Here is a 23,018-nt window from a genome sequence, read left to right as displayed (position 1 = left end):
CGGCCGTTCAGCCGTTCCGGGCCGGTTCGTGCCGGGCCGGGGCCGGCAGCAGCGGCCAGTTCCGGGACAGGCGCATCGCCGACTCGGACACAGCGGGATCCTTCGCCGCCGTCATCACCCCGAGCAGATACCGGTGCGTGGCGGCCTCGTACAACTGGCGGGCCGAGGCGATCCGCTCGTTCGCGGCCTCCCTGCGGTCGTTCTGCCGGTCCTCCGCCGTGCGCTGGGCGGCACGGGCCCGCTCGGTGGCGGCGACGCTCGCCTCGTGCCGCCGCAGCAGCCCCGTACGCCGCTCCACCGCCGTGCGGAAGGCGTCGAGGAAGGGGTGTTCCCGGAACAGGCCGAGCAGGAATCCGACACCGCCCGAGAGCAGGAGCAGCGCGCAGAACAACCAGGTCACCGTCTGGGTCGTCAGGTGCAGTCGGTCCACCAGGGTCGTGGTGTCGCCGGACGCGCCGCCGAGCCCTCGGAAGCCGTCGGTCCCCCCGGCGGCGGGGGCCGGACTGTCATGCTGCGTCACGAACTTGGCGCGGAGCAGGCCCAGCAGCCCGGTCAGGCCGCCCCACACGCCGAGCAGCGACAGAGCGGGTACCCATCCACCGCGCGGCGATCCCGTCCCCGAGCGCCACCGCAGCATGAGCCCTGCCAGGTGCGGCACGATCAGCATGATGACGGCGGAAGAGATCGCCAGCGCGCCGGACATGGTGTCCCCGCTCACGCTGCCGACCCCGTGGAAGGGCTGGTAGGCGACCCAGTAGATCGGCACCTCGACGGCCATGATGACGAGCAGCAGCGCCCAGGTCATCCATCGGGGCAGACCGGGACGGGTCTGCAGGCCCTCCCAGCCGTAGCTCGACGCGGCGTCGCGCGTCTCGGCGCGCGCGGCACGTAACACCTCCCGCATCGCCGCGGACGCGGTGCCGTCCGCGGCGGCGCCCGTCGTGGACACCGACTGCCAGTCGTCGCCGCCCGGGTCGGCCGCGTCCTTGTCGGCCGCCTGCCCGGGTTCGCCCTCCTGGAGGCCGGGTTCCGCCGTGCCCGGGGAACCGGAGACCGGCGGCGCGGCCGCCTCCGGGAAGCGGGCGAGCAGCCAGCGTTCCTCCACCCGCTCGCGCAGACTGTCCCGGAAGCGGAGCCAGCGGGCCGAACGGACCGCGAGCAGGTCGAGCTGGCGGCGGGCCGTCTCGATCTCCTGCTGGGCCTCCCGCAGGTGCTCGACCAGGATCCTGGTCTCGGCCTCCCCGGCGGTCACGTCGGAGGTCGCCTGGGCGTCCCGCAGCCGTGCCGTCTCCTCCTGGAGGCGCAGCTCCTCCTCGATCCGGTGGACGACGGCGTCCCGCACGGACGCCAGTTCCGCGAAGTACGGCACCCGGTCGCCGCTGTTCAGCACCCACGGGTCCAGCGTGCCGCGCCGGGCGGCCTGCCGGCCCCTGCGCTCGGCGTCCCGCAGGAGTCCGAGTTCGCCTCGGTCGTCGACGACCAGGGGCACACGGCTGGAGCGCACACCGGGGGCGGCCCCGGGCCGGGCACCGGCGCCGGGCTGTGCGGTCCGGCCCGTGAACGGCAGATACCGCGTGAGCCGCCGTCGGCGCGGTTGCGGCTCCTCAGCGCTTGTACTGGTTGTCGACATGTGCCTTGGCCCTCCCCTCTAGTGCCTCGACCCAGAAGGACTCGAAGTCGTCGGCCTCGCTGGGCTTCGCCGAGTACTGCATGCCGAGCCCGACGGGGAAGACGTCCATGCCCTTGATGCCGGGCAGGCCACGCTTCTTCACGAGCGTGTCGATGACCTTGTCGCGGTCGGCCTTGGTGGAGATGTTCTGACGCGACAGGTGGAACTCCGGGTCGGCCTGGTCGAAGTCGCTCACCACGAGCAGCTTTGGCGTCGGGCCGTCGCTGCGGAAGGCCTCCCCGATGCGGGCCAGGCCTCCCCACACGTCCGAACCGTTCTGTGTGCGGGCGCACTTCAGCTCGGCGAGCGCCGCGGCGGCCGCGTTCCGCTGGGCGTTGGCGCGCTGGACCTTCTGGTCGGTCTGCGCGTCGTGCGGCGGGTCGAGGTCCACCTGGTCCTGCCGGCAGGAGGAGCTGCGCGAGGAACGGGTGATGGGGGCGAAGTCGAGGGTTCCGCACTTCTGGTCGGTGAGGAATCCGATGAGGCTGTCCTTCAGCTTGGCCTCCGAGTCGAATCCCTCCTTCACCGCGGCGGCCGACCCGGAACCGTCGACGACCAGCCCGCAGGGCGTGGTGAGGGCTTCCTCCTGCTTGGTGCAGGACACCAGGGTGGAGAGCACGCACACCAGCGGGGCGATGACGGCGAGCCGGCGGGCGGCGCGGACGGTGGACCGACGACCGGTCCGGGCCGAGTGCTGCACGATGATGGTCCTTGGCCTTCCTGGGAGACGGGGAGCGGTGATCACCTGCGGATGCCGTTCGTGGCATCGCCGTTGCGCGCCGGACCCGAACGGCCGCGCGCCGACTGGTGGTCGAGAATGTGCAACGCCTGCGCGACCGCCGACGGGTCGGCGTCGTGCCCCGCCGTTTCCGGGGCGTACCAGCGGTCGCTGAGCAGTCCGTCGTCGAGGTGGTTCCAGGTACGGTCCAGGGTGATCCGCCCGGGCAGCAAGCCCGTGGGCCGCTTCTCGTCGAGGTCGCCGCCCTGCCGGTACCGGGCCCAGGCGGCGTCCCAGTAGCAGGCGAGCAACTGGTTTCCCTCGTCGGCGAGTTGCTGCGCCTGCTGACGGCAGACGGAGGCGGCCGAGCGCCACTCCGCGACCCACTGCCCGAACCGGGCGAGCGCGGCCGGTGCCTGCTCCCCGCGCACGGTGTACTGGGTCACCACCCGCACCGACTCGGCCTGAATGCGGATGTGCAGCGCGCGGTGCGACGCCAGCGTGCGGGACCGCAGCCGTGCGGTGCTGCGCAGCACCTGCGCGCGCAGGCCCAGGACGTAGGGCGGCAGGTTGTCGTCGGTGGGTGTGCTTCCGGCCAGGGCATCCGTCAGCAGATCCCGCAGACCGTCCGCGTCCCGGCGGCCGTGGAACCGGGCCCGAAACGACGAGAGGTACCCGGCTCTCAGCCGCCTTCCCCGGACACCTATTCGACCTTTGCTGATCATTTTCGAAGATCCCCCATTCCTCGCGGGCGGTCCGGGTGGGAAGGCGCCGCGATGGGGGAGAGAGTAGCGGAGCAAAACCGCTCGAGGGATGGGGATTTCAAGTGAATCGATCATTCTCTTCGGGAGATCCGGAAAACAACCGGATCCCGCCCGGCGAACAGCCGGATGGGCGCCTTCCGTCAATTGCGGCCGCACATCGGCGCACTGGATACTCCAAGCCGGTGCGAGGAGGAGATGCCGTGGAAATACGCCTCGACGGGACCCACTACCCGTTGGAAACGCTGGGGCCGGGAAAGCGGTTCGGCGTCTGGTTCCAGGGCTGTTCGCTGGCCTGTGCGGGATGCATGTCCCGGCACACCTGGGACCCGGAGGCGGGGACGGTCACCACGGTCTCCCAGGTGCTCGGGCTGTGGCAACAGGCCCTCGCCGACGGGGCCGAGGGCCTCACGGTCAGCGGCGGCGAGCCCCTGCAGCAGCCGGCGGCGCTCGCGGAACTCCTGTCCGGCGCGGCACACCTGAGGGACGAGGTCCGGCACCACGAGGGGAGCGCCGGACCCCGCCCCGCCGATCTGCTGGTGTACACGGGGTACGAGCCCGGGGAACTGACACCGGAGCGGCGCGGGGCCCTCAGTGGCGCGGACGCCGTGATCACCGGCCGGTTCCGGGTCGCGGAGCCCACCCGGCTGGTCTGGCGCGGCTCGGCCAACCAGCGGATCCACGCCCTGACACCGCACGGCGCCACCCGCTACGCCCCGTACCTGGCACAGGAGTCGCAGGGGCCGCGCCTCCAGGTCGGCACCGGTGAGGACCGGGAGCTGCGGATCTACGGGGTGCCGGTGCGCGGAGAACTCGCCGAGATGGAACGCCTGCTCAGGCAGGCCGGGGTGGGCTTCACCGAGCGGAGCTGGCGGCCATGAGAGTACGGGCGTGGCTCTCCTCGGGCGTGACCACCAGCACGGACCAGGACGGGTCCTGGCGCAGCTCCGCCCTGATCGCGCCGAGCAGCGCGCGTGCCGCGGTCTCGACGGACAGGCCGCCCCGGCCGGTGCCCATCAGCGGAAAGCAGATCGAGGACATCGGCAGGGACAGGAACTCGCTCTCGCGGCGGGCCAGTTCGAAGGACGTCCGCACCGCCTCCGCCAGCACGGCGGGTGTCACGTGGTAGCGGTCACCGTCCCCGACCGGAGCCGCGATCGCCGCGTGGTGGATACGCCGTACCCCCTGCGCGGCCAGCGCGCCGGACGACGTGGCCACGACGGTGCCGGGCCGCACGGGCACGCCCGCCCTGCCGTGCGTCCGCAGCCACACCCCCAGTTCGTGGGCCAGGACATCGTCCACGATCTCGCCCGAGGCGTCCCGCAGGGCGGCGGCCCGCCGCAGCGCCCCGGACACCGTGGAGCGGAAGGTCTTGGACATCTCCAGGTACGTGTTCTCCGAGGAGACGAGGATGTCCACGTCCCGCACCAGCTCGATCGGGCACACCCGGACGGTGATCCGGCCCGCCGGGGCCACCGGTGCGGCGGTTCCCGGCTGCGGGCGGCGCCGGGGCGGGAAACCGGCGGCGACAGGGGGCACGTGCACCGGGGGTGTCGTCGGCGCCAGGGTCACCAGATCCTGCGGGCCACCGGGCCGAGGGCCGGCCGCCGCTCCAGCGCGCCCCTCCTGGGCCACGGCCAGGACGGCCGCCGCGAGTTCGGCGACGACGTCGACCTCCTGGCTCTTGCGGAAGCGCTCGGTGGTCACCCCGTAGACACCCGCCGCCGCCTTTCTCCGGTCGGTGCCGGGGACTCCGCGGCGTGCGGGAAAGAGCCCGAAGGTGTGGGCGGCGGCGCGGGCCAGCGGGTCGCAGGAGTCGTCGTCCCGCACGGGGTGCCCCCCGTTGAGCCGCCGCACCGCCGCGCCCAGCAGAGCCTCGATGCCGGTCTGTTCGTCCTGTTCCCCGGTGCACAGGCCGGCCGCGACGGCCGCCATGCGCAGCGAGTCCCTGGAGCTGTGGCGCAGCCCGGGCAGACCGCGACGCCTCAGTTTCCGAAGTTCGTCGACGAGACTTTCGTACGAGGGCAGCGGGAGCATGGCACGAATCGTAGTCCTGGCGGGGTGATCGCTGAAGATCCGGGAAACTCCCCGTCGCCCGAAGGGATTCGGGATATCTTCATCGTCCCGCGACCCCCGTATCGGGCCGATTCGTTCTGTGCCGTGCTCCCCCTGGTCCATCCAGCGTGTTTCCCGGAAGGCCGGTAGATGACGACCATGCCGCCCACCCGAGTCGTCGACCCCGATGACGGCGGTTTCGCCCGGGTCGTGGAGACACGTCCGGTCCTCTCCGACGTGCCTCCCGAGCTGTCGGACCGCTTCCCGCTCGTCGCAGTACTGTCCGCGGCGCGGCGCCCCGCCGAGCCCGTGGTGCTGCGGGTACGCGACCTGACGGCCCGTCACGGTGCGGCCGAGATACCCCTGGTCCTCAAGTGGTACCACCGGCGGCACGCCCCCGAGCGAGACGTCGAGCGGGAGTTGACGGAACTCGGTGAGCAACCCGCTCCCCACCTGGAACGGCTCCTGGAGACCGGCGAGGCGCACGGGCACCCCTGGCACCTGTACTGGTCGCACGGCGAGGAGACCCTGGAGAGGTACCACGCCGACCACCCCGACGGACTGGCTCCCGAGGCCGTCAGGAGCATGGTCGGCCAGCTGTACGACGCCGTCACCGCGTTACATGAACGGGGCGTCGTGCACCGCGACATCACCCCCGACAACATCATGGTGCAGACCCGCCGCGCCGACACGGCCGACCTCGTCCTCATCGACTTCGGCGCCGCCGTCCACCGGCCCGACGAGGCGCTGGACCCCCGGACCGACTGGCGCGGCAAACCCCTCTACCTCGCGCCGGAGGCGGGACTGCTGAGGCAGACCGTCTCCGAGGCCGGCGACTGGTGGTCGCTCGGCATGGTGATCGCCCAACTGGCCCTCGGCAGACACCCCATCGACTTCCGTCGCGACGAGGACGTACTGGCGGAGATCGCCACCCACGACCCCGACCTCGGCGGCATCGGGGACCGAAGGACCCGCCGGCTCTGCGAGGGCCTGCTCACCCGGGCCCCCGAGCACCGCTGGCACGCCCAGCAGGTGCGGGACTGGCTGGACGGCAAGGACCCCGACGTCGCCCCGCGCACCGACGGGCGCATCTTCGACGACGACACGACACGCCCCGTGATCCAGCCCTTCCCGTTCATGGGCCAGGAGTTCACGGGCGCCGACCAGCTCGCCGTCCACCTGGACCAGAACCACGTCTCCGCGGCGCGCATGCTGGCCGCCGACGACGACCGGGCCCGACTCGTCATCTGGCTGAGCCAGTTCAAGACCATCGGCGACCGCAGCCCCGAGGAGCTGCGCCGGCTCGCCGAGCTGTGCACCGAGCTGGGGCGACCGCCGTCCGTCGCCGGTCTGGTAAAGCTCCTGAACTGGCTCGGTCCCGGCCTCGACGTCTCCTGGCACGGAGCGGACCTGGACGTGCTGAGCATGCGCCGGCTGTGCCAGGGGGCCAGGGACGGGAACGCCGACGCCGTCGCGCTGATCCGGCACCTGGCGGACCACCCCGCCGTCCTGACCGGACTCGCCCAGCGGCCCGGCGGCGACGGACTGGACGAGGCCGACCACGCCTGGCGCACCCTGCGCGCCCGCTGGGAGCCCACCGTCCGGGAGATGCTGCGCAGCCACGAGACCGGCAGGGGCCGAGCGGTCCGGACCGCCCTGCGGCAGAGCGTGGCGGTGGACGCCTGGCTCCTGCAGCTGGCGCGCGAACCGGAACGCACCAGGACCCGGCTCACCGACGCCGTGCTGCGCCGGCGCGCCCAGTTCCCGGAACGCGTGCCCTGGTTCGACGCGCTGCTCAACGCCGAGGACGACGACCTGCGCCTGCTCGCCGCCCACCTGCTGTCCGGCCACGCGGAGACCGAGGCGCACGGACTCAGGCGGCGGCGCGTCGTCGAGGAGAGCGAGCGGATGCTCGCCGCGGACCAGGACGGGCTCGCCGCCGTACTGCGGCGGCTGGACCGCCTGCCCACCCTGGGCTGGGCCCTGCTCGGCGCGACGGTCGTCACGGCTCCCTGGATGTTCGTCACCGGCCTCGCGGACGTGCTGGGCCGCGCCTCCCAGGAGGCGGTCGTGATGGCATGGCTGGAGGCGCTGCCCGCGGCCGCGTTCGTCTTCGTGGTGGAGCTGTGGACCGCCGTGTACATCGGCCCGCCCTTCTACCACCCGGACCGGTCGCTGGCCGGCCTGCTGATCCGCAGCGCGGAGCGCCCCGGCCGGCTGGCGCGGACCCGGGCCGGTCGCTTCATCACGGCGGCGCTGCTCCTGCTCGCCGTCCTCCTCGGCTTCTACGCGATCACCTACGCGCCCTGGCTCTGGCCGCTCGCCTCGGCCGTCGCCGTCGCCGCATGGAGCGTGCGCCGTTGCCTGGCCTGGCGGCGCCTGCGCCGCGGGAACCGGCCGCGGCGCACGGTCGACTGGCGGTCCCTGTTGAACCCGCGCGTCTGGCTGGCTCGGTGGCGCAGACGTCGCGAGGAGCGGAGGGGGCGGGCGGGCGGCTGGCGGTCCGCGTGGGGCCTGCGCGGTCGCCTGGCCCGGTGGCGTACGCGCCGTGGGGGCGACCGGCGGTCCGTGTGGAGCCTGCGGGGCCGGCTGACCTGGTGGCGTGGGCGTCGCGAGGAGCAGACGTAGGGGGCGGCTGACCAGCGGTCCCTGTGGAGTCTGCGCGGTCGCCTGGCCCCGTGGCGTACGCGTCGCGGGGGCGACCGGCGGTCCGTGTGGAGCCTGCGGGGCCGGCTGACCTGGTGGCGTGGGCGTCGCGAGGAGCAGACGCAGGGGGCGGCTGACCGGCAGTCCCTCTGGAGTCTGCGTGGCCGCCTGGCTTGGTGGCGTAGGCGTCGCGAGCGTCGGACGGGCCGGGCGGCTGACCGGCGGTCCGTGTGGAGCCTGCGCGGCCGCCTTGCCCGGTGGCGCACGTTCCGTGAGTACCGGACGCGGCGGGCGGCCCGCCGGCAGTCCATGACGATGCCCGAAGAGACAGGAGAACAGGGATGAGTTCGGGTCTCGCCTTCCCGACGGTGGACGCCGTGGCGCCCGCCGTGGCCTTCCCGCCGCCCCCGCCGCCCGTCGATCTGAACGCGCTGCCGCACACGGGCATAGTCCACGCGCACGACGCGGCCGGCCAGGTCTCCGCTCACCTCGCCGACGCGGCCCAGCACGCGGTGCATCAGGCCGCGGACGCGGCGCTGCAGGTGCTCGGCTCGCTCAGCGGCGTCCTGCTCGCCGGCCGGGCTGCCCTGCTCACCACCCGCGTCCTCGCCGCGGCGGCGGTACGGGCCGCGGACGAGCAGCGCTGCCTGGAACGGCAGCAGCAGCTGGCCGCCACGGCCGCGAAGCAGTGGGAGGACGCCGCGTTCGCCGCCGTACGGATCAACGCCCGCAGGCGCGCCCTGCTGGCGCGGGTGGCCCGGGCCGCGACCGCGGGCGGCCCGGCCGGAGCCCCGCCGCACCCCGACCTGCCGCCGCCGCTGGACCCCATCGGAAAACGGCTGTCCAATCTGCGGCAGGAGTTGGCCCGCAACGAGGAGGCCGTGCGCCGGGCCGAGGAGCGGCACGCCGAGTGGGAGCAGCAGCGCCTCGCCGCCGTACTGCGGCTGGACGAGGAGGACGACGACTGGCAGCGCGCCCTGCGCGAGAGCCGGCAGCGCGCGCTGCTGCGGTTCTCCGAGGAGCGCACCGCCGAGGCCGAGGGCCGGCAGGTACCCCGGCAGGCATCCGGCCCGCGCACCCCCACGGGCCTCGACGCGGAGGCGGTCCGCCGGACCGGGGCCGACATCCTCGGTGAGCTGGACCCGTACGCCGCCTCCGAGACCGCCGAACTCGCCGCGGAGTCCGTCCAGAACGCCGTGCGCCGCGCGGCCGAGGACCCCCACCGGGCGCGCACCCACCTCACCGCGGCGCGCAAGTTCGTCCGCGACGCCAACAAGCACGCGCGCGAGATCCGGGAGGCCCAGGAACGCGCCGCGCTGCACTACGACTTCCTCGTCTACGAGACCCCAAAGGGTGCCGAGGACCTCGCCCCGGCACCGGAGGCCGTGGCCCTGCTCCGGCGCACCCTGGACGAGGGCGTCCCGCTGAGCCCGGCCGAACGAGACCTGGTCGAACGCAGCGTGGTCGAGCGCCTGAGCGCTCTGGAGGCCATGTACGTCCGGGAGCAGTGCGCCGGCGCCATCGCGGAACTGGCCAGGAGGTTCGGCGGCCACACGGAGTCCGGCCGGCCCGAGGGGCAGGAGATACGCCTTGACTGGACGCCGGACGGCTGGGAGCCCGACCACTGGCTCAGGGCGACCCTGGTCGAGGGCAAGCTGCGCGTGGCGACCATGTACCGCGGCCGCCCGGGGAAGCGGACCGTCGCGCAGAGCGCCCTCGACGACGCCCGCTGCAAGGAGACCCAGGAGCGGCTCGCCGAGTTGAAGAAGATCACCGGCACGCTGGGACTGGGCGTCGAGTTCACGGTCGAACGGACCGAGGGAGCGCTGCCGGGTGTGCTGGGGGAGGACGCCGTAGTGCTCAACGAGACGCCCGAAGAGGACACCGACCGGTCGTCGCGCGTGGAGCGGGAGCCCCGGCAAGCTCCGCGACATCGGACCGTCGACGGCGACGAACGCCGCTGAGACCACCACCGAGCACCGTACCGGCACGCGGCCTGAACCCGCGGCCACCGGGGAGGAACTATGGACCTGTCCAAGGAAGACCGGCTCCCGCCCTTCGTGGAGGAGCTGATCGGAACGCTCGGCGTGCACGCGCAGTACGTCCTGCACGGCAACATCCGTGACCTGCACCTGGTGCACCGGCGAGGCCGGGACAGGTTCCACTCGCTGTTCGACGTGTTGTGGAACCCGCTGCGGGAGGTCGGTTACCAGGCGCTGGTGCTCTGCGACCAGGTGGGCGGCTTCCGCGTGGCGGCCGGTGACGGCGACGCACAGGCGGCCGTCGAGGAACTGCTGCAGGGGCCGCGCGAGTTCCCCGGCCAGACGGCGGCGCAACGCCAGTCGGCGCTGGAACAGGTGCGGAACATCACCACCGGGTGGGCGGAGCAGCGGGAGGAGATGCTGCGGGACGGACGTCGGCTGCGGCCGCTGCGGGTGGCGCTGGTGGTCGACCACGCCTCCCGTCTCATCACCGACCCGTCCCGGCTCACCCCCGACGAACGGGACTTCTTCCTCGCCTGCCTCAAACTCGCCCACGAGGCCAAGCCCCTGGAACCCTGGACCGGCACCCCCGTCGTCCCGAGCGGGCCGGGCCTGTTCAACCCGGTGATCTGGCTCGCCGAGGGGGAGCGGGACGTACCCGGATGGATGGTCTCCGGCAGCGAGCGGATCCGTGCCGTCGCCGTACCTGAGCCGGACGCGGACGAGCGTACGACGATGGCCCGTCTCCTTCATGAGCGCTACGAGCGGTACGCCGGAAAGGGATCACGCGGCGGGTCGTCCTCGCCCGCCGGCACGGACGAGGCGGAACGGGTGCGGTCCGTCGGCGCCTTCGCCCGGGCGGCTTCCGGCATGAGCCTGCGGGCCATGGAGGAGAGCGTGAAGCTCGCCCGCGCCCGCGGCATGCCGTTCGCCGCCATGCCCGACGCCGTACGGATCTACCGGCTCGGCGTGGAGAAGAACCCCTGGAGCCGCGACGAGATCCGGCAGCGCATCCTCCGCGGGGAGGACCCCGGAAACGAGCGGTCCATCCCCCGCCGGGTGCTGGGGCAGGAGGCGGCCGTGGCGATGACCCTGGACATCCTCAAGCGTGCCGCGCTGGGGCTCTCCGGGGCGCAGGCGACCAGCCCGGGACACCGGCCGCGCGGTGTGCTGTTCTTCGCCGGCCCGACCGGAACCGGCAAGACGGAACTGGCGAAGGCCGTGGCCTCCGTCCTCTTCGACAGCGACCAGGCGTATCTCCGCTTCGACATGAGCGAGTTCTCGGCCGCCCACTCCGCCGACCGGCTCGTCGGCGCGCCCCCCGGATACGTCGGCTACGAGGCGGGCGGCGAACTGACCTCAGCCGTACGGGAGAACCCCTTCCGCGTCATCCTGTTCGACGAGATCGAGAAGGCCGACAAGGGCATCCTCGACAAGTTCCTGCAGGTGCTGGAGGACGGCCGGCTCACCGACGGACAGGGAGTCACCACCTACTTCAGCGAGTGCGTGCTCATCTTCACCTCCAACCTCGGCGTGCAGCGCACGGACCCGGAGACCCAGGAACGCGAGTGGATCGTCGAACCAGGCACGCCGTACAAGGAGTTGGAGGCCACCGTCAAGGACAACGTCAAGAAGCACTTCGACCTGGTCATCGGCCGGCCGGAGCTGATGAACCGGATCGGTGGCAACGTCGTCGTCTTCGACTTCATCTCCGACACGACCGCCGAGCGGATCTTCGATCTGCAGATCGGCAACATCCAGCGCCAGCTGGCCCAGGGACACCAACTGGCCCTGGAGTTCGAGGACAAGGCCCGACGCGAGCTGCTGGACCACTGCACCCGGGACAAGTGGAACGGCGGCCGTGGCATCGGCATGGTGCTGGAGACCCATCTGATCAACCCGCTCGCCCGGGAACTGTTCGCGGCACCCGACCTCGGGCCGGGCACCACGGTGGTGGTGACGGACGTGCGGGAGACCAAGAAGGGACGGGTGGATACGACGGTGGTGCTCAAGAAGGGAGACGCCGGTGTCGGAGGTACACGACTGGGATGACGAGGACGACGGCGAGTGGGTGCCCGTCGTGGACACCGCCCCGTCACCCCCGCGCACGCGCCCGTCCCCGCCGCCCATCGGTTTCCGGTGCGATCGGTGCTCCACGGTCGTCCCCACCGGCATGGCCGAGTGCCCCAGATGCCTGTCCCCGGTCGGCCCACCGAGGCGGGGCGCGGGCCGGCCGGGGGGCGTGCTGCGGCTGGTCTTCCGGGGCGGGGGCCGTCACCTCGACGTGCCGCGCGGCTCGGAGATCCGGCTGGGGCGCGACGACGGCTGGGCCCCCGAGGCGTCCGAGTTCCTGGCCGACGAGGACACGGTGTCGGGCCGGCACGCGACGGTCTTGCACACTTCGGACGGGGCGGCCTGGCTGACCGAGGTCCCGCAGGGCGCCACCAACGGCACCCGCGTCAACGACCGCGTGCTGGCCCCGGGTTCCCGGGTCCGCCTGAGCAATGGCGACCGCGTCGAACTCGGCCCCGAGGTCGACTTCGAAGTCCGGGGGATCGGGGAGGAGCCCGAGGAGGCGGCGCCCTAGCGCCCCTGGGAGTCCAGGCAGCGCGACCGCTGAGCGATCGGGGCGACGGCCTTGGACAGGTCGATCAGCACCGAGTCCACGGCCCGCACGCCGGGCGAGATCGTCACCTCCACGGCGGGGGTGCGGCCGTAGGAGACGAGGACCTTCTTCCCCGACTGCCGGGACCGTGCCTGTTCGAGCAGCCAGTCCACGCCGTCCACGCTCACGCACGGGTCGGTCGACGGGCCGGGCGAGACCAGCCCGCACCGGGCCGTGACGGCGCCACCGCCCCAGGCCTCGGCGCCGGTCACCCCCACCCCCTCGCGGTCGTGACCGCCGAGCCGCCCGGGCCAGCGCCCGGCCAGGCCCGTACACGCCGGTCCGGACGCCCGCTCGGCCGCGCGCAGCCCGTACCGCGCACCGCTGTCCTGCCCGGCCCACCACCCCCAGCCGCCCGCGGCCACCAGGACCGCCAGCGCCCCCGCTCCGACCGCGTACCGCATCCTCACTACAGCCCCCGTGTGTCGTGGTTCCGGCACCAGCCGGTGATCAGTCCCTTCGGAACCTACAGCACCCCAAGATCCTTCCCTCATAGGGCGGTTGAGATACTCGTTCCTCGTGAAGACGCGACCCCTGCTGTGGACCGCAGCCTGTCTGCTGCTGGCCTCCTGCCATGCCGGCATGGCCACCTCCGGCCCCGCCGAGGAGACGAGCGGGCCCATTCCCGCCGCTCGGCGGGCAGCCGCGCCCGACCTCGCCGGCGACAGCCTGGACGGCAAGCCCCTGCGGCTGTCCGCCTACCGCGGCAAGGTCGTGGTGCTCAACGCGTGGGCCTCCTGGTGCGGCCCCTGCCGGGCCGAGGCGCCCGAACTCAACGCGGCGCAGAAGCACCTCGCCGCCCAGGGCGTCCAGGTGCTCGGGCTCAACACCGACAACGACGCCGGCAGCGGTCGGTCCTTCCAGCAGGACCACCACCTGTCCTACCCCAGCTTCAGCGACCCCTCCGGCCGCAAGGTGCTGACGTTCCCCAAGGGTTCGGTGCCGCAGGGGGTGCCGTTCACGGTCGTCATCGACACCCGCGGCAGAATGGCGGGCGTCCACAGCGGGCCCGTCACCGAAGGGCAACTGCGCGACCTGGTACGGCCGCTCGTACGCTCCTGAAGGCCGTCAGCCGGATCCGCCGCCCTGCAGGGCGGCCACGGCGCTCTTCGCGGCCTTGATGGCCCCCTTGTTGATCTCGTTCGTGCTCGGGGCCTTCTTCGTCTCGAAGTCGCTGCCGTTGTAGGTGACGATCACCAGCGCGTTGGAGACGCGGGCCATCACCACGCCCTCGCGGGTCTCCTGTTTGTCCTCGGTGGTGAGGTTCACGACGGAGTAGGCGGTGTCTCCAAGCCCCGGAACGGCCCCTCCGCCGCTCTTCTCGGCGACGCGCTGCTCGTACTCCTTCTTCGCCTCCTGGTCCGACTCGGCGACCTCGAAGGAGACGTCGAGCCAGCGGTAGTCGTAGCCCTGCAGGGCGTTCCAGGAGCAGGTGCGGCGCAGCTTGGCGTCGGTCGACGGGATCTCCCTGCCCGCTGTCTTGGCCCCGGGCACCAGCGACTTGACGGTCGCCACGGGCACGCTGGTGCAGGGGGCGGGCGCGGTGTCGTACGACTTCGACACCGCGGTGGAGGACGGGGCGGAGGCCGACTGGTCGGGCGACTTCTGGACCGACCGGTGATCGTCGGCGGACGACGTCGCCGGGCCCGACGTCATCGCCCAGCCGGCGCAGGCCAGCACGGCGACCGGCGTCAGACGCGCGATGAGGGCGAGCGGCAGAGGAAGAGAACGCACGGCGCACTTCTCGTGGGGGAGGGGGTGCGGAAGGGGGTCCGCATGGTGGACTGCGACGACAGTGTCACACGACTCCCTGTGGGGCGGAAGTGCCAACTCGCTGTGTGCTTGTGTGGTCACGGAGCCCGGCGCTTGACATCCCGTGTGTCCCTTTTTGTCCGCTAGTTGAGTGCGGACTTGTGTTCGTCGAGCGCGTGCAGCGCGGCTACGAGGGGCCGACGGTCGTGAGCCCGAGAGCGATCCACGCCGGCTAAGGCGCCGCCCGGGGCAGACCCCGCCGCACAGACACTCGCCTGTGCGACGACGAGCCCGTGCCGGAACGCTGCACGCCGATCGCACGACCAGCCGTATCCCCGCCCTGGCCGAGGCCTCAGGTGAGGAGGTCGGCGACCAGGGTGGCGAATTCGTCCGGGGTGGCGAGGCGGATGCCGATCTGCTCGGCCTTGGCGCGCTTGGATCCCGCCCCTTCGCCCGCGACGACGAGGGTGGTCTTCTTGGAGACGCTGGAGGAGGAGCGTCCTCCGGCTCGTTCGATGAGTTCGTTCATCTCGTTGCGGGAGAGCTTCTCCAGGGCGCCTGTCATCGCGCCGGTGACCACCACGGTCATCCCCGCCAGGGGGCCTGCCTCCACCGGAGCGGCGGTCGCGCCGTCGGGACCGGTGGTGTCGGCCGGGGGAGGGGTGGCGCCGGGCTCGGTCATGTTGACTCCGGCGGCGGCCAGTTTGTCGATGAGCGGGGCGAGTTCGGTGAGTTCCGCGACGATGGAGGGGGCCTTCTCGGTTCCGATGCCCTCGACCTGCTGCATCGCTTCGGCGTCGGCGGCGCGGACGTGGTCCATGGTGGCGAAGTGGCGGGCGATGCGCCGGGACATGGAGCGGCCGGTGCCGCGGACGCCGAGCGCGCACAGCACGCGCGCCAGCGGCTGCTGCTTGGCGTTCGCGATCGCGGCGAGGAGATTGTCGGTGCTGGTGTCGCCCATCCGGTCCAGGGCGAGCAGCTGGTCGCGCTCGAGGGTGAACAGGTCGGCGAGATCGGTGACCAGCCCCGCGTCGACGAGCTGGATGACGCGGGTGGTGCCCAGGCCTTCGATGTCGAGCTGGTCGCGGCCCGCGGCGTAGGCGAGCGAGGCGACCAGGTGGCAGTTGCGGCCCTGTGTGCAGCGCCAGCGCTCCTCGCTCGTGTCGATGGCGGACCCGCAGCGTGGGCACTGTTCGGGGAAGGCGATGGGCTTTTCGTCGCCGGTGCGCAGGTGGGTGACGGGTGCCTCGACGCGGGGGATGACGTCTCCGGCGCGGTGGACCATGACGTGGTCGTCCAGGCGCAGGCCGCGTCGGGTGATGTCGGCCGGGTTGTGCAGGGTCGCGTAGGTGATGGTGGAGCCGTCGATCACGACCGGTTCGAGGACCGCGCGCGGGGCGATGATCCCGGTGCGGCCGACGTTCCACTCCACCTCCAGCAGCCGGGTGATCTTCTCCACGGCCGGCAGCTTGTAGGCGATCGCCCACCGGGGGGCGCGGGAGCCGGATCCGGCTGCCTGCTGGTCGGCGGCGAGGTCCGCCTTGATGACGATGCCGTCGATGCCGAACGGCAGCTCCGCACGCGTCGCGGCGATCTCCTTGACCCGGGCCAGGACCTCTTCGGGGTTGTGGGCGACCACGTCCGGGACGGCGGTCCGGCCGCTGGTGTGCACGCCGAGCCCGGTGGCCAGATGCATCAGGTCGCTGTGGGCGGAGGTGGTCAGCCGCTCGGCAAGGGCCGGCTCGGTGTCGGGTACGGGCAGCAGGCCGTAGCCGAAGAACGTCATCGGGACCGTGTAGGCGCGCTCCTTGGCTCGTAGCGTGCCGGCGGCCGCGTTGCGGGGATTGGCGAACGGCCCTCCGCCGTGAGCCGTGCGCACCTCGTTGGCTTGCTCGAACTGGGCAGTGGTCATGAGGACTTCGCCGCGCACCTCGACGGTGGCCGGCTCGGCCAGTGTCTCGGGCAGCCCCTCTATGGTGCCGATCGCGTGCGAGACGTCCTCTCCGGCTGTGCCGTCCCCACGGGTGACCAGCTGGGTGAGGCGTCCGCTGCGGTAGCGGGCGGCGATCGCCAGCCCGTCCAGCTTCGGCCCCACGCTGAACTGTGTGACCTCACGCCCGATGCGACGGGCCAAAGACGCGGTCCAGGCGGTGAACTCCTCCGGGGAGAAGACGTTGTCGAGGCTGAGCATCGGCACCGTATGCGGAACGTCGCCCTCGACCGCGCCACCGGCGACCTTCCCGGTGGGGGACTCGGGCAGCACCTGGTCCGGGTGCCCGGCCTCCCATGTGGCGATCCCGCGCACGAGCAGGTCGTAGGCGTCGTCGTCCAGCGGTGAGGTGCCGCCTGCGTAGTAGGCGGCCGCCGCACCCACGGCATCCTCGACCGCCTGCGCGTAGGCGGCGGCATCCACGATCACTGCTGCAGAAGTCGTCATGTTCGGCATGATGCCGCCCACCACTGACAATGGGCCCAGCCGTGCTGGTCACCCGCATCGGGTCTTGGCTGCGAGGCCCGACCACAAGAAGCTGCGGTCGGCTCCGCCCGTTTGCGCTGTCAGCTCGTGCGGGGACGGATCAGTCCGCTCTCGTAGGCGAGGATGGTGGCCTGGACCCGGTCGCGCAGGCCGAGTTTGGACAGCAGGCCGTTCACATGGGTCTTCACGGTGCCCGTGGTCACGCCGAGTTCGGCTCCGATCTCGGCGTTGGTGAGGCCCGAAGCGATCTTCAGCAGTACTTCCCGTTCCCTCGGGGTGAGGTGCTCGAAGGCCCCGGTCACTGTGGGAACCCGCGGGGCGCCCTGGGCGAAGGTGCGGATGAGGCGACGGGTCACGGTGGGGGCCAGGATGCCGTCGCCCGAGGCGACGACGCGGATCGCGGTCAGCAGATCTTCGGGCTGGGCGTCCTTCAGCAGGAACCCGGACGCTCCGGCGCGCAGGGCCTCGTACACGTACTCGTCGAGGTCGAAGGTGGTGAGCACGAGCACCCGCGGCCCGTTCTCCGGCGCGGTGATCAGGCGGGTCGCGGTGAGTCCGTCCATGCCCGGCATCCGGATGTCCATCAGGACGAGGTCGGGAGCCTCGGCGGTGGCGAGCGACACCGCCGTCGCTCCGTCTCCGGCCTCGCCGACGACGATGAGGTCGGGTTCGGCGTCCACGATGGCGGCGAAGCCCGCCCTGACCACGGCCTGGTCGTCGACGACGATCACGCGTACGGCGACGGGGACACCTCCTGGACGGGGGCCGGAGCGGGTCCGGCCGGCAACGACACCCGTACATTACCGATCGGTTCGAACGCGATGCGTCCCTCGCCCGCGGCGACCTGTACACGCAGGCGTTCGGCGACCGGGCCGGCGCCGGCGAGCGGTACGCCGGTCAGCGTGATGTGCACGGTGCCACGGCGCCGCCTCAGGGTCACCCGGGCCGGCCCGTGGTCGCCCGCGCCGAGTGCCGCTTCGACGATCCGGTACGTCGAGACGTGCACGGACGGCGGCAGGTCCCGCGCGGCTTCCGGCAGGCCCCGCAACCGTACGTCGCGGCCGGCGGCGCGCAGGGTGCGGCACAGCGTGTCGAGGTCGGCGGCGGTCGGGGACGGAGCGAGGCGGCCCTCGGGGTCCGCGCCGTCGCCGAGGCTGTGCAGCATGTCCCGCATGGCGGCGAGGGCCGCCCTCGCCGTGGCGGCCACGTCGTCGAGCCTTCCCTGCCGGGCCAGTTCGACGAGCGAGGCCGTGTGGTGCAGTACGGCCTCGCGCAACGTGACCGCCAGCCGGTGCCGTTCGGCCTCGGCGGCCCGCTCCGCATGCCACATCGAGCGGGCGAGCGCGAAGTCGTCGTTCGCCAGAACGCGCAGGCGTCGGCGTCGTACGACGAGGCCGGCGCCGCACACGGTGGCGAAGACGGGAGCCAGCAGGACGCCCAGGACGACCACCATCACGACGGTGAGCCCGCCGATCGGATCGCCCTCGAACGAGCCGTCGGCAGCGGCCGTTGCCGTGACCACCGAGGCCGTGCCGAAGGTCCCCGCGATCGCAGCGGGCCAGGTGCGGGAGGGCCCCTGCCCGTACGCGGCGACCGCGTACACGGCGAGCAGCTCCACGAACGTGCCCATGACGAGGAACTGCGACACCCGTGACGGCAGGGGCAGCACGGCGACGGTCACGGGCCACAGCCAGGCCGTGGCCAGCACGGCGACATAGGAGGCCAGCGGGGCACGTCTGCGCCACACCAGAGGCAGCGCGTGCAGGACCAGCAGCACCGTCACGGCGATCAGCTCCGGTACGGAGTCGCGCCTGGTCCGTTCCGACCAGTCCTCCGTGGCCGCGAGGGCGGTGACCACCGGCAGGACCATCGCGGTCAGGGCCAGGGCGGGATCGGCGAGCCGCTGCTCGCGCAGGACGTCGCGCCGCCATACGGGCCGGGGCGGATGCCGGGGCCCGGCGGTGTCGGGCAGGGTCGCGCGGACCAGCCAACCGCCGTCGGGGCTCGGGCCGGCGGTCAGCTCGCCGCCGGCCGATGCGGCCCGTTCCCGCATGCCGGCCACGCCGCGTCCGGCGCCGAGACCGCCGGCGTCGTGCGGTGCGGAGGTGCGCGGCGGCGCGTTCTCCACGGTCAGTTCCAGCACGCCGTTCTCCCGGCGGACGAGCACCCGGGCGGCGGCGCCGGGGGCGTGCCGCAGGGCGTTGGTGAGGGCCTCGCGCACGATGCCGTGGATCGCCTCGGCCGCGGGGCCGGTCAGGTCGTCGGGGAGGTGGGCTGCGACGGGTCGGCCCAATCGGCCGAATCCCGCGACCAGTTCCTCGATCTCGGCGCTCGTGGCCTCCGGGCCCGGACGGTCGGTGTCCCGCAGGAGACCGACGAGCCGCTGCAGCGCCGCCACGGTCTCGAAGCCCGTGCGTTCCGCGAACGACAGTGCCTCGGCGGCCAGCTCCGGCCTGCTGTCCTTGAGTCTGCGCGCGGCGTCGACGGTGACGACGACCGAGGTGAGGTGATGGGCACTCACGTCGTGCAGTTCGCGGGCGAGTCGCCGGCGTTCGTGGTCCCCCGCCGTCCGACGGGCGTGCTCCGCTCCGGCCAGCCGGCGGGCCGCGGAGAGCCGCCCACCGAGCCACTGGCGCCGCGCTTCGCCGAGTCCCGCGCACAGGACGTACACGGACAGGGCGATCGCCATCGTCAGGAGCGAGACGCGGAAGCCGTCCTGCACGGCGGCCAGCCCCCACTCGACGCCCACGGCCCCGGCGACGGCCCGGACCGTCACCGGTCCGGGGCAGCGGACGGCGACGGAGTACACGGCGACCAGCGTGCCGAGGCCGAGGTAGCCGTCCGGCCAGGCGACCGTGCCCAGGACGAAGGCGACCAGCGTCCCGGCCAGAGCCCGCACGGGAGCGTGCCGGCGCCGGCCCAGCGCGGCCGTCTCCACGGAGAGGGCGCACACGGCGCCGATCAGGCCCGGCAGGCCGGGCGCTCCGTCCGGGCCCAGCACCGGCAACCCCGGCCACAGCAGAGCACTTTGTGCGACTGCCAGCACCAGGGGCAGAAGCCAGTTGCGTATCGTCTCCATCTCGCCGACGAGCGTAGAGGGCGGCCCGAACGCCGGACACCGGCCCTGAGGTGGAGGCCGATCCCCACCCAGCGATAGAGGCGCCGTTCGTGCCGCAGGGCGACGGCAGGGCCGGGTGCCACCGGAGAAGGTGAGGTCATGACGATTCCACCGCTGCCCGAACCCCTGCCCCACCACCGACTGGCCCGGCTCTCGGTGCGCCACCGCTGGTGGCGCCCGCTGGTGGGGACGATGGTCGTGGCCGTGGTCTACATGATCGCCGTGGGCGTCCTCTACGTCGTCCTCGAGGAGTTGGGCTCCCGGAAGGGGTACCCCGAGGGCCCCGACGGAGCGGTGGAGTTCGGTCCCGTGTCGGGCACGGCCGTGGACCTGCTGCTCCTCGCCCTGGCGACACCCGTCGTGCTGCTGGCCGTGCGCTGGATCGGGCAGCGGCCGGCGGGCACGGTCTCGTCCGTGACCGGGAGGCTCAGATGGCGCTGGCTGACCCTGTGCATGCTGACGGCCCTGCCGATCGTCGCCCTGGCGATGGGCGGCATGCTCCTGCTGCCCGCCGACGGCGACGAGGAGTTCCGGTGGGCGGGATGGGCGGTCTTCGGGCCCGCGCTGGCCATGCTCGTCGTACTGGTTCCCGTGCAGGCGGCCGCCGAGGAGTACGTCTTCCGGGGCTGGCTGACGCAGGCCGTCGGCGCCTTCGTGCGCTCGCCCTGGTTCGCGTTCCTGCCCCAGGCCGTCCTGTTCGCCGCCGCCCACGGCTGGGGCACACCCTGGGGATTCACCGACCTCGTGGTGTTCGGGGTCGCGGCGGGCTGGCTGACCTGGCGGTCGGGCGGTCTGGAGGCGTCCATCGGGCTGCACACGGTCAACAACCTCCTTGCCTTCGCCGGCTCGGCGGCCACCGTCGACGGGCTCAGGAGCGACGAGACCGCGGCGGACGCGCCCTGGCCGCTGGTCGCACTCGACGTCACGAGCATCGCGCTGTACACGGCGGCCGTGGTGTGGCTGCTGCGCCGCCGCCCACAGGCCCGGACCGCCCCCGCGCCGCTCCCGCCCGGCCGGCCACCCGCCTTCGCCACCCCGTACGCACCCGTCACGGGCAATCCCGTGGCACCGCCCTGGGCAGGCCGTCCGACACCCGGCACACCCGTTCCGCCTCCGTATCCCGGCACACCCCTTCCGCCCCCGTACCCCGGTGCCGAAGCGGGCGCTGCCGACCAGCCGTGAGCGGCCCCTGCCGGTGCGCGCATCGGCACCAGGCCGTGCGGAACCGCAGGGCCCGGACCGCGACCCGCATCCGATCGATAGCCTGCTGACCGACCGACGTGCGCAACAGTGAGGTGAGAGATGCGGTTCACCACCCGGCCCACGCTTCAGGGCACCTTCGGCATGGTGTCCTCCACCCACTGGCTGGCCTCCCAGTCGGCGATGGCGGTCCTGGAGGACGGCGGCAACGCCTTCGACGCGGCGGTGGCCGGCGCGTTCGTGCTGCACGTGGTGGAGCCGCACCTGAACGGGCCCGCCGGGGAGGTGCCGATCCTGCTCGCCCCGGCGGGCGGCGAGGTGCGCGTGCTGTGCGGGCAGGGCGTGGCCCCGGCGGGCGCGACGGTCGCGCACTACCGGGGGCTCGGGCTGGACCTCGTACCCGGCACCGGACCGCTCGCGGCCGCCGTGCCCGGCGCCTTCGACGCCTGGTTGCTGCTCCTGCGCGACCACGGCACCAAGTCCCTCGACGACGTCCTGAAGTACGCCATCGGGTATGCCGAGCGCGGGCACCCGCCCGTGGAGAACGTCGGCGCGACCGTGGAGAGCGTCCGGGAGCTGTTCGAGACCGAGTGGACCTCCTCGGCCCAGGTGTACCTGCCGGGCGGCAGGGCGCCGCGGCCCGGGGAGCTGCTGCGCAATCCCGCGCTCGCCGCGACCTGGAAGCGGCTGCTCGCCGAGACGGCCGGGGCCGGCGACCGGGAGGCGCGGATCGACGCCGCGCGCGAGGTGTGGCGCTCCGGCTTCATCGCAGAGGCGCTGGTACGGCAGTCCCGGCGGCCCACCCTGGACACCAGCGGCGAACGGCACACCGGCACCCTCACCGAGGCCGACCTGGCCGGCTGGTCGGCGACCTACGAGGCGCCGGTGACGTACGACTGGAACGGCTGGACCGTGTGCAAGGCCGGCCCCTGGAGCCAGGGCCCCGCCCTCCTCCAGCAGCTCGCCCTGCTCCCGCCCGAGCTGCCCGCCCACGGCTCGGCCGACTACGTCCACCTGCTCGTCGAGGGCTGCAAGCTCGCCATGGCCGACCGCGAGGCCTGGTACGGGGACGCGGCCGAGGTGCCGCTCGCCGAGCTGCTGTCGGACGGCTACAACGCCGGGCGGCGGGCCCTGGTCGGCGCCAAGGCGTCGTACGAGCTGCGCCCCGGCAGTCCCGGCGGACGCACCCCGCGCCTTCCCGAACAGGCACGCGCGCGCGTGGAGGCCGCTCAGGGCACCGGCTTCGACCCGATGGGTGCGGGCGAGCCGACCGTCGCGGAGCATCGTGTCGCCGCCGACGGCAGCACCCGGGGCGACACCTGCCACCTGGACGTCGTCGACCGCTGGGGCAACATGATCGCGGCCACGCCGAGCGGCGGCTGGCTGCAGTCCAACCCCGTCGTGCCGGAGCTGGGCTTCCCGCTCGGCACCCGGCTGCAGATGGCCTGGCTGGAGGAGGGGCTGCCGAACTCCCTCACCCCCGGCCGCCGCCCCCGCACCACCCTCACCCCGTCCCTGGCCCTGCGCGACGGCGTCCCGGTGCTGGCGTTCGGCACGCCCGGCGGCGATCAGCAGGACCAGTGGCAGCTGCACTTCCTCCTCGCCGCCGTCCTGCGCGCCCCGGTCCGCGGCGGCCTCGACCTGCAGGGCGCCATCGACGCCCCGAACTGGCACAACGACAGCTTCCCCAGCTCCTTCTACCCGCGCGGCCGCCGCCCGGGCAGCGTGACCGTGGAGTCCCGCATGGACGCGGACGTGGTCGAGGAGCTGCGGCGGCGCGGGCACGACGTCACCGTCGGCCCCGGCTGGTCGGAGGGCCGCCTGTGCGCGGTGGCCCGGGACCCGGAGACCGGCGTCCTGTCGGCCGCGGCGAATCCGCGCGGGATGCAGGGGTACGCGGTGGGCCGCTGACGGGCGGCCCGGCATCCGTTCTTCATCCCGATTCCACCCGGCATCCACCGGACGGGCGGGGATTG

The 23,018-nt window shown here is 73.1% G+C and carries 17 protein-coding genes; 8 read left to right on the top strand and 9 right to left on the bottom strand.

Going from position 1 to position 23,018, the window contains the following annotated elements; translation table 11 throughout:
* Positions 1 to 7 precede the first annotated feature (7 nt).
* Genes CRP49_RS45315 through CRP49_RS45305 form a run of 3 tightly spaced genes read right to left on the bottom strand, consistent with a single transcriptional unit; the run spans position 8 to position 3,112 of the window.
* Positions 8 to 1,630 (bottom strand): hypothetical protein, encoded by a 1,623-nt coding sequence (locus CRP49_RS45315; RefSeq protein WP_143670120.1) that lies wholly within the window; start codon positions 1,628 to 1,630, stop codon positions 8 to 10.
* On the bottom strand, positions 1,605 to 2,369 hold the full coding sequence (locus CRP49_RS45310; protein WP_097259135.1) for a hypothetical protein: 765 nt from the start codon (positions 2,367 to 2,369) through the stop codon (positions 1,605 to 1,607). Before CRP49_RS45310 ends, CRP49_RS45315 begins: the two co-directional genes overlap by 26 nt.
* Positions 2,370 to 2,410: 41 nt before the next feature.
* Positions 2,411 to 3,112 carry a hypothetical protein gene (locus CRP49_RS45305; protein WP_097259134.1) on the bottom strand — a complete coding sequence of 234 codons (702 nt, stop codon included), beginning with the start codon at positions 3,110 to 3,112 and terminating at the stop codon, positions 2,411 to 2,413.
* A 239-nt stretch (positions 3,113 to 3,351) separates the two neighbouring features.
* Between CRP49_RS45305 and CRP49_RS45300 the strand changes: the two genes are divergently transcribed.
* Positions 3,352 to 4,029 (top strand): 4Fe-4S single cluster domain-containing protein, encoded by a 678-nt coding sequence (locus CRP49_RS45300; protein ID WP_097259133.1) that lies wholly within the window; start codon positions 3,352 to 3,354, stop codon positions 4,027 to 4,029.
* Here CRP49_RS45300 and CRP49_RS45295 read toward each other — a convergent pair.
* Positions 4,004 to 5,185: a macro domain-containing protein gene (locus CRP49_RS45295; protein WP_097259132.1), complete on the bottom strand. Its 1,182-nt coding sequence runs from the start codon at positions 5,183 to 5,185 to the stop codon at positions 4,004 to 4,006. The two genes, CRP49_RS45300 and CRP49_RS45295, sit on opposite strands and share 26 nt — an antisense overlap.
* 177 nt (positions 5,186 to 5,362) lie before the next feature.
* On the opposite strand from CRP49_RS45295, the gene CRP49_RS45290 reads away from it, so the two are divergent.
* The 4 genes from CRP49_RS45290 (at position 5,363) to CRP49_RS48765 (ending at position 12,418) form a co-directional block, all read left to right on the top strand.
* Complete coding sequence (locus tag CRP49_RS45290; protein WP_218893033.1) at positions 5,363 to 7,831, top strand: protein kinase; 2,469 nt, start codon at positions 5,363 to 5,365, stop codon at positions 7,829 to 7,831.
* A 359-nt stretch (positions 7,832 to 8,190) separates the two neighbouring features.
* Positions 8,191 to 9,813, top strand: a complete 1,623-nt coding sequence (locus tag CRP49_RS45285) for a hypothetical protein (protein ID WP_097259130.1) — start codon at positions 8,191 to 8,193, stop codon at positions 9,811 to 9,813.
* 60 nt (positions 9,814 to 9,873) lie between these two features.
* Entirely contained in the window at positions 9,874 to 11,883 is a 2,010-nt protein-coding gene (locus CRP49_RS45280) for an AAA family ATPase (protein ID WP_097259129.1), read from the top strand.
* Complete coding sequence (locus CRP49_RS48765) at positions 11,858 to 12,418, top strand: FHA domain-containing protein (protein WP_257033851.1); 561 nt, start codon at positions 11,858 to 11,860, stop codon at positions 12,416 to 12,418. Before CRP49_RS45280 ends, CRP49_RS48765 begins: the two co-directional genes overlap by 26 nt.
* Here the strand turns inward: CRP49_RS48765 and CRP49_RS45270 are convergent.
* Positions 12,415 to 12,900, bottom strand: coding sequence for a DUF3515 family protein (locus CRP49_RS45270; RefSeq protein WP_179852064.1), 486 nt, complete (start codon positions 12,898 to 12,900; stop codon positions 12,415 to 12,417). The two genes, CRP49_RS48765 and CRP49_RS45270, sit on opposite strands and share 4 nt — an antisense overlap.
* Before the next feature lie 115 nt (positions 12,901 to 13,015).
* Between CRP49_RS45270 and CRP49_RS45265 the strand changes: the two genes are divergently transcribed.
* Positions 13,016 to 13,558 carry a TlpA disulfide reductase family protein gene (locus CRP49_RS45265; protein ID WP_179852063.1) on the top strand — a complete coding sequence of 181 codons (543 nt, stop codon included), beginning with the start codon at positions 13,016 to 13,018 and terminating at the stop codon, positions 13,556 to 13,558.
* A 6-nt stretch (positions 13,559 to 13,564) separates the two neighbouring features.
* Here the strand turns inward: CRP49_RS45265 and CRP49_RS45260 are convergent, their stop codons facing one another.
* The 4 genes from CRP49_RS45260 to CRP49_RS45245 form a co-directional block, all read right to left on the bottom strand.
* Positions 13,565 to 14,230: a hypothetical protein gene (locus tag CRP49_RS45260; protein ID WP_097259126.1), complete on the bottom strand. Its 666-nt coding sequence runs from the start codon at positions 14,228 to 14,230 to the stop codon at positions 13,565 to 13,567.
* 370 nt (positions 14,231 to 14,600) lie between these two features.
* Positions 14,601 to 16,685 (bottom strand): NAD-dependent DNA ligase LigA, encoded by a 2,085-nt coding sequence (gene ligA, locus CRP49_RS45255; RefSeq protein ID WP_179852062.1) that lies wholly within the window; start codon positions 16,683 to 16,685, stop codon positions 14,601 to 14,603.
* Positions 16,686 to 16,804: 119 nt separating this feature from the next.
* Complete coding sequence (locus CRP49_RS45250; protein WP_097259125.1) at positions 16,805 to 17,455, bottom strand: response regulator transcription factor; 651 nt, start codon at positions 17,453 to 17,455, stop codon at positions 16,805 to 16,807.
* Entirely contained in the window at positions 17,452 to 19,803 is a 2,352-nt protein-coding gene (locus tag CRP49_RS45245) for a histidine kinase (RefSeq protein ID WP_097259124.1), read from the bottom strand. The genes CRP49_RS45250 and CRP49_RS45245 overlap by 4 nt, the downstream gene beginning before the upstream one ends.
* Before the next feature lie 138 nt (positions 19,804 to 19,941).
* On the opposite strand from CRP49_RS45245, the gene CRP49_RS45240 reads away from it, so the two are divergent.
* Together CRP49_RS45240 and CRP49_RS45235 are read left to right on the top strand one after the other, a co-directional pair.
* Positions 19,942 to 21,024 carry a CPBP family intramembrane glutamic endopeptidase gene (locus tag CRP49_RS45240; protein ID WP_097259123.1) on the top strand — a complete coding sequence of 361 codons (1,083 nt, stop codon included), beginning with the start codon at positions 19,942 to 19,944 and terminating at the stop codon, positions 21,022 to 21,024.
* Positions 21,025 to 21,144: 120 nt separating this feature from the next.
* Positions 21,145 to 22,953: a gamma-glutamyltransferase family protein gene (locus tag CRP49_RS45235; protein ID WP_097259122.1), complete on the top strand. Its 1,809-nt coding sequence runs from the start codon at positions 21,145 to 21,147 to the stop codon at positions 22,951 to 22,953.
* Positions 22,954 to 23,018 lie beyond the last annotated feature (65 nt).

The sequence above is a fragment of the Streptomyces sp. Ag109_G2-15 genome, assembly GCF_900215565.1.
GTDB lineage: Bacteria > Actinomycetota > Actinomycetes > Streptomycetales > Streptomycetaceae > Streptomyces > Streptomyces diastatochromogenes.
The sequence above is the reverse complement of the archived record's forward strand: the minus strand, read 5'-3'. Positions and strand labels throughout refer to the sequence as shown.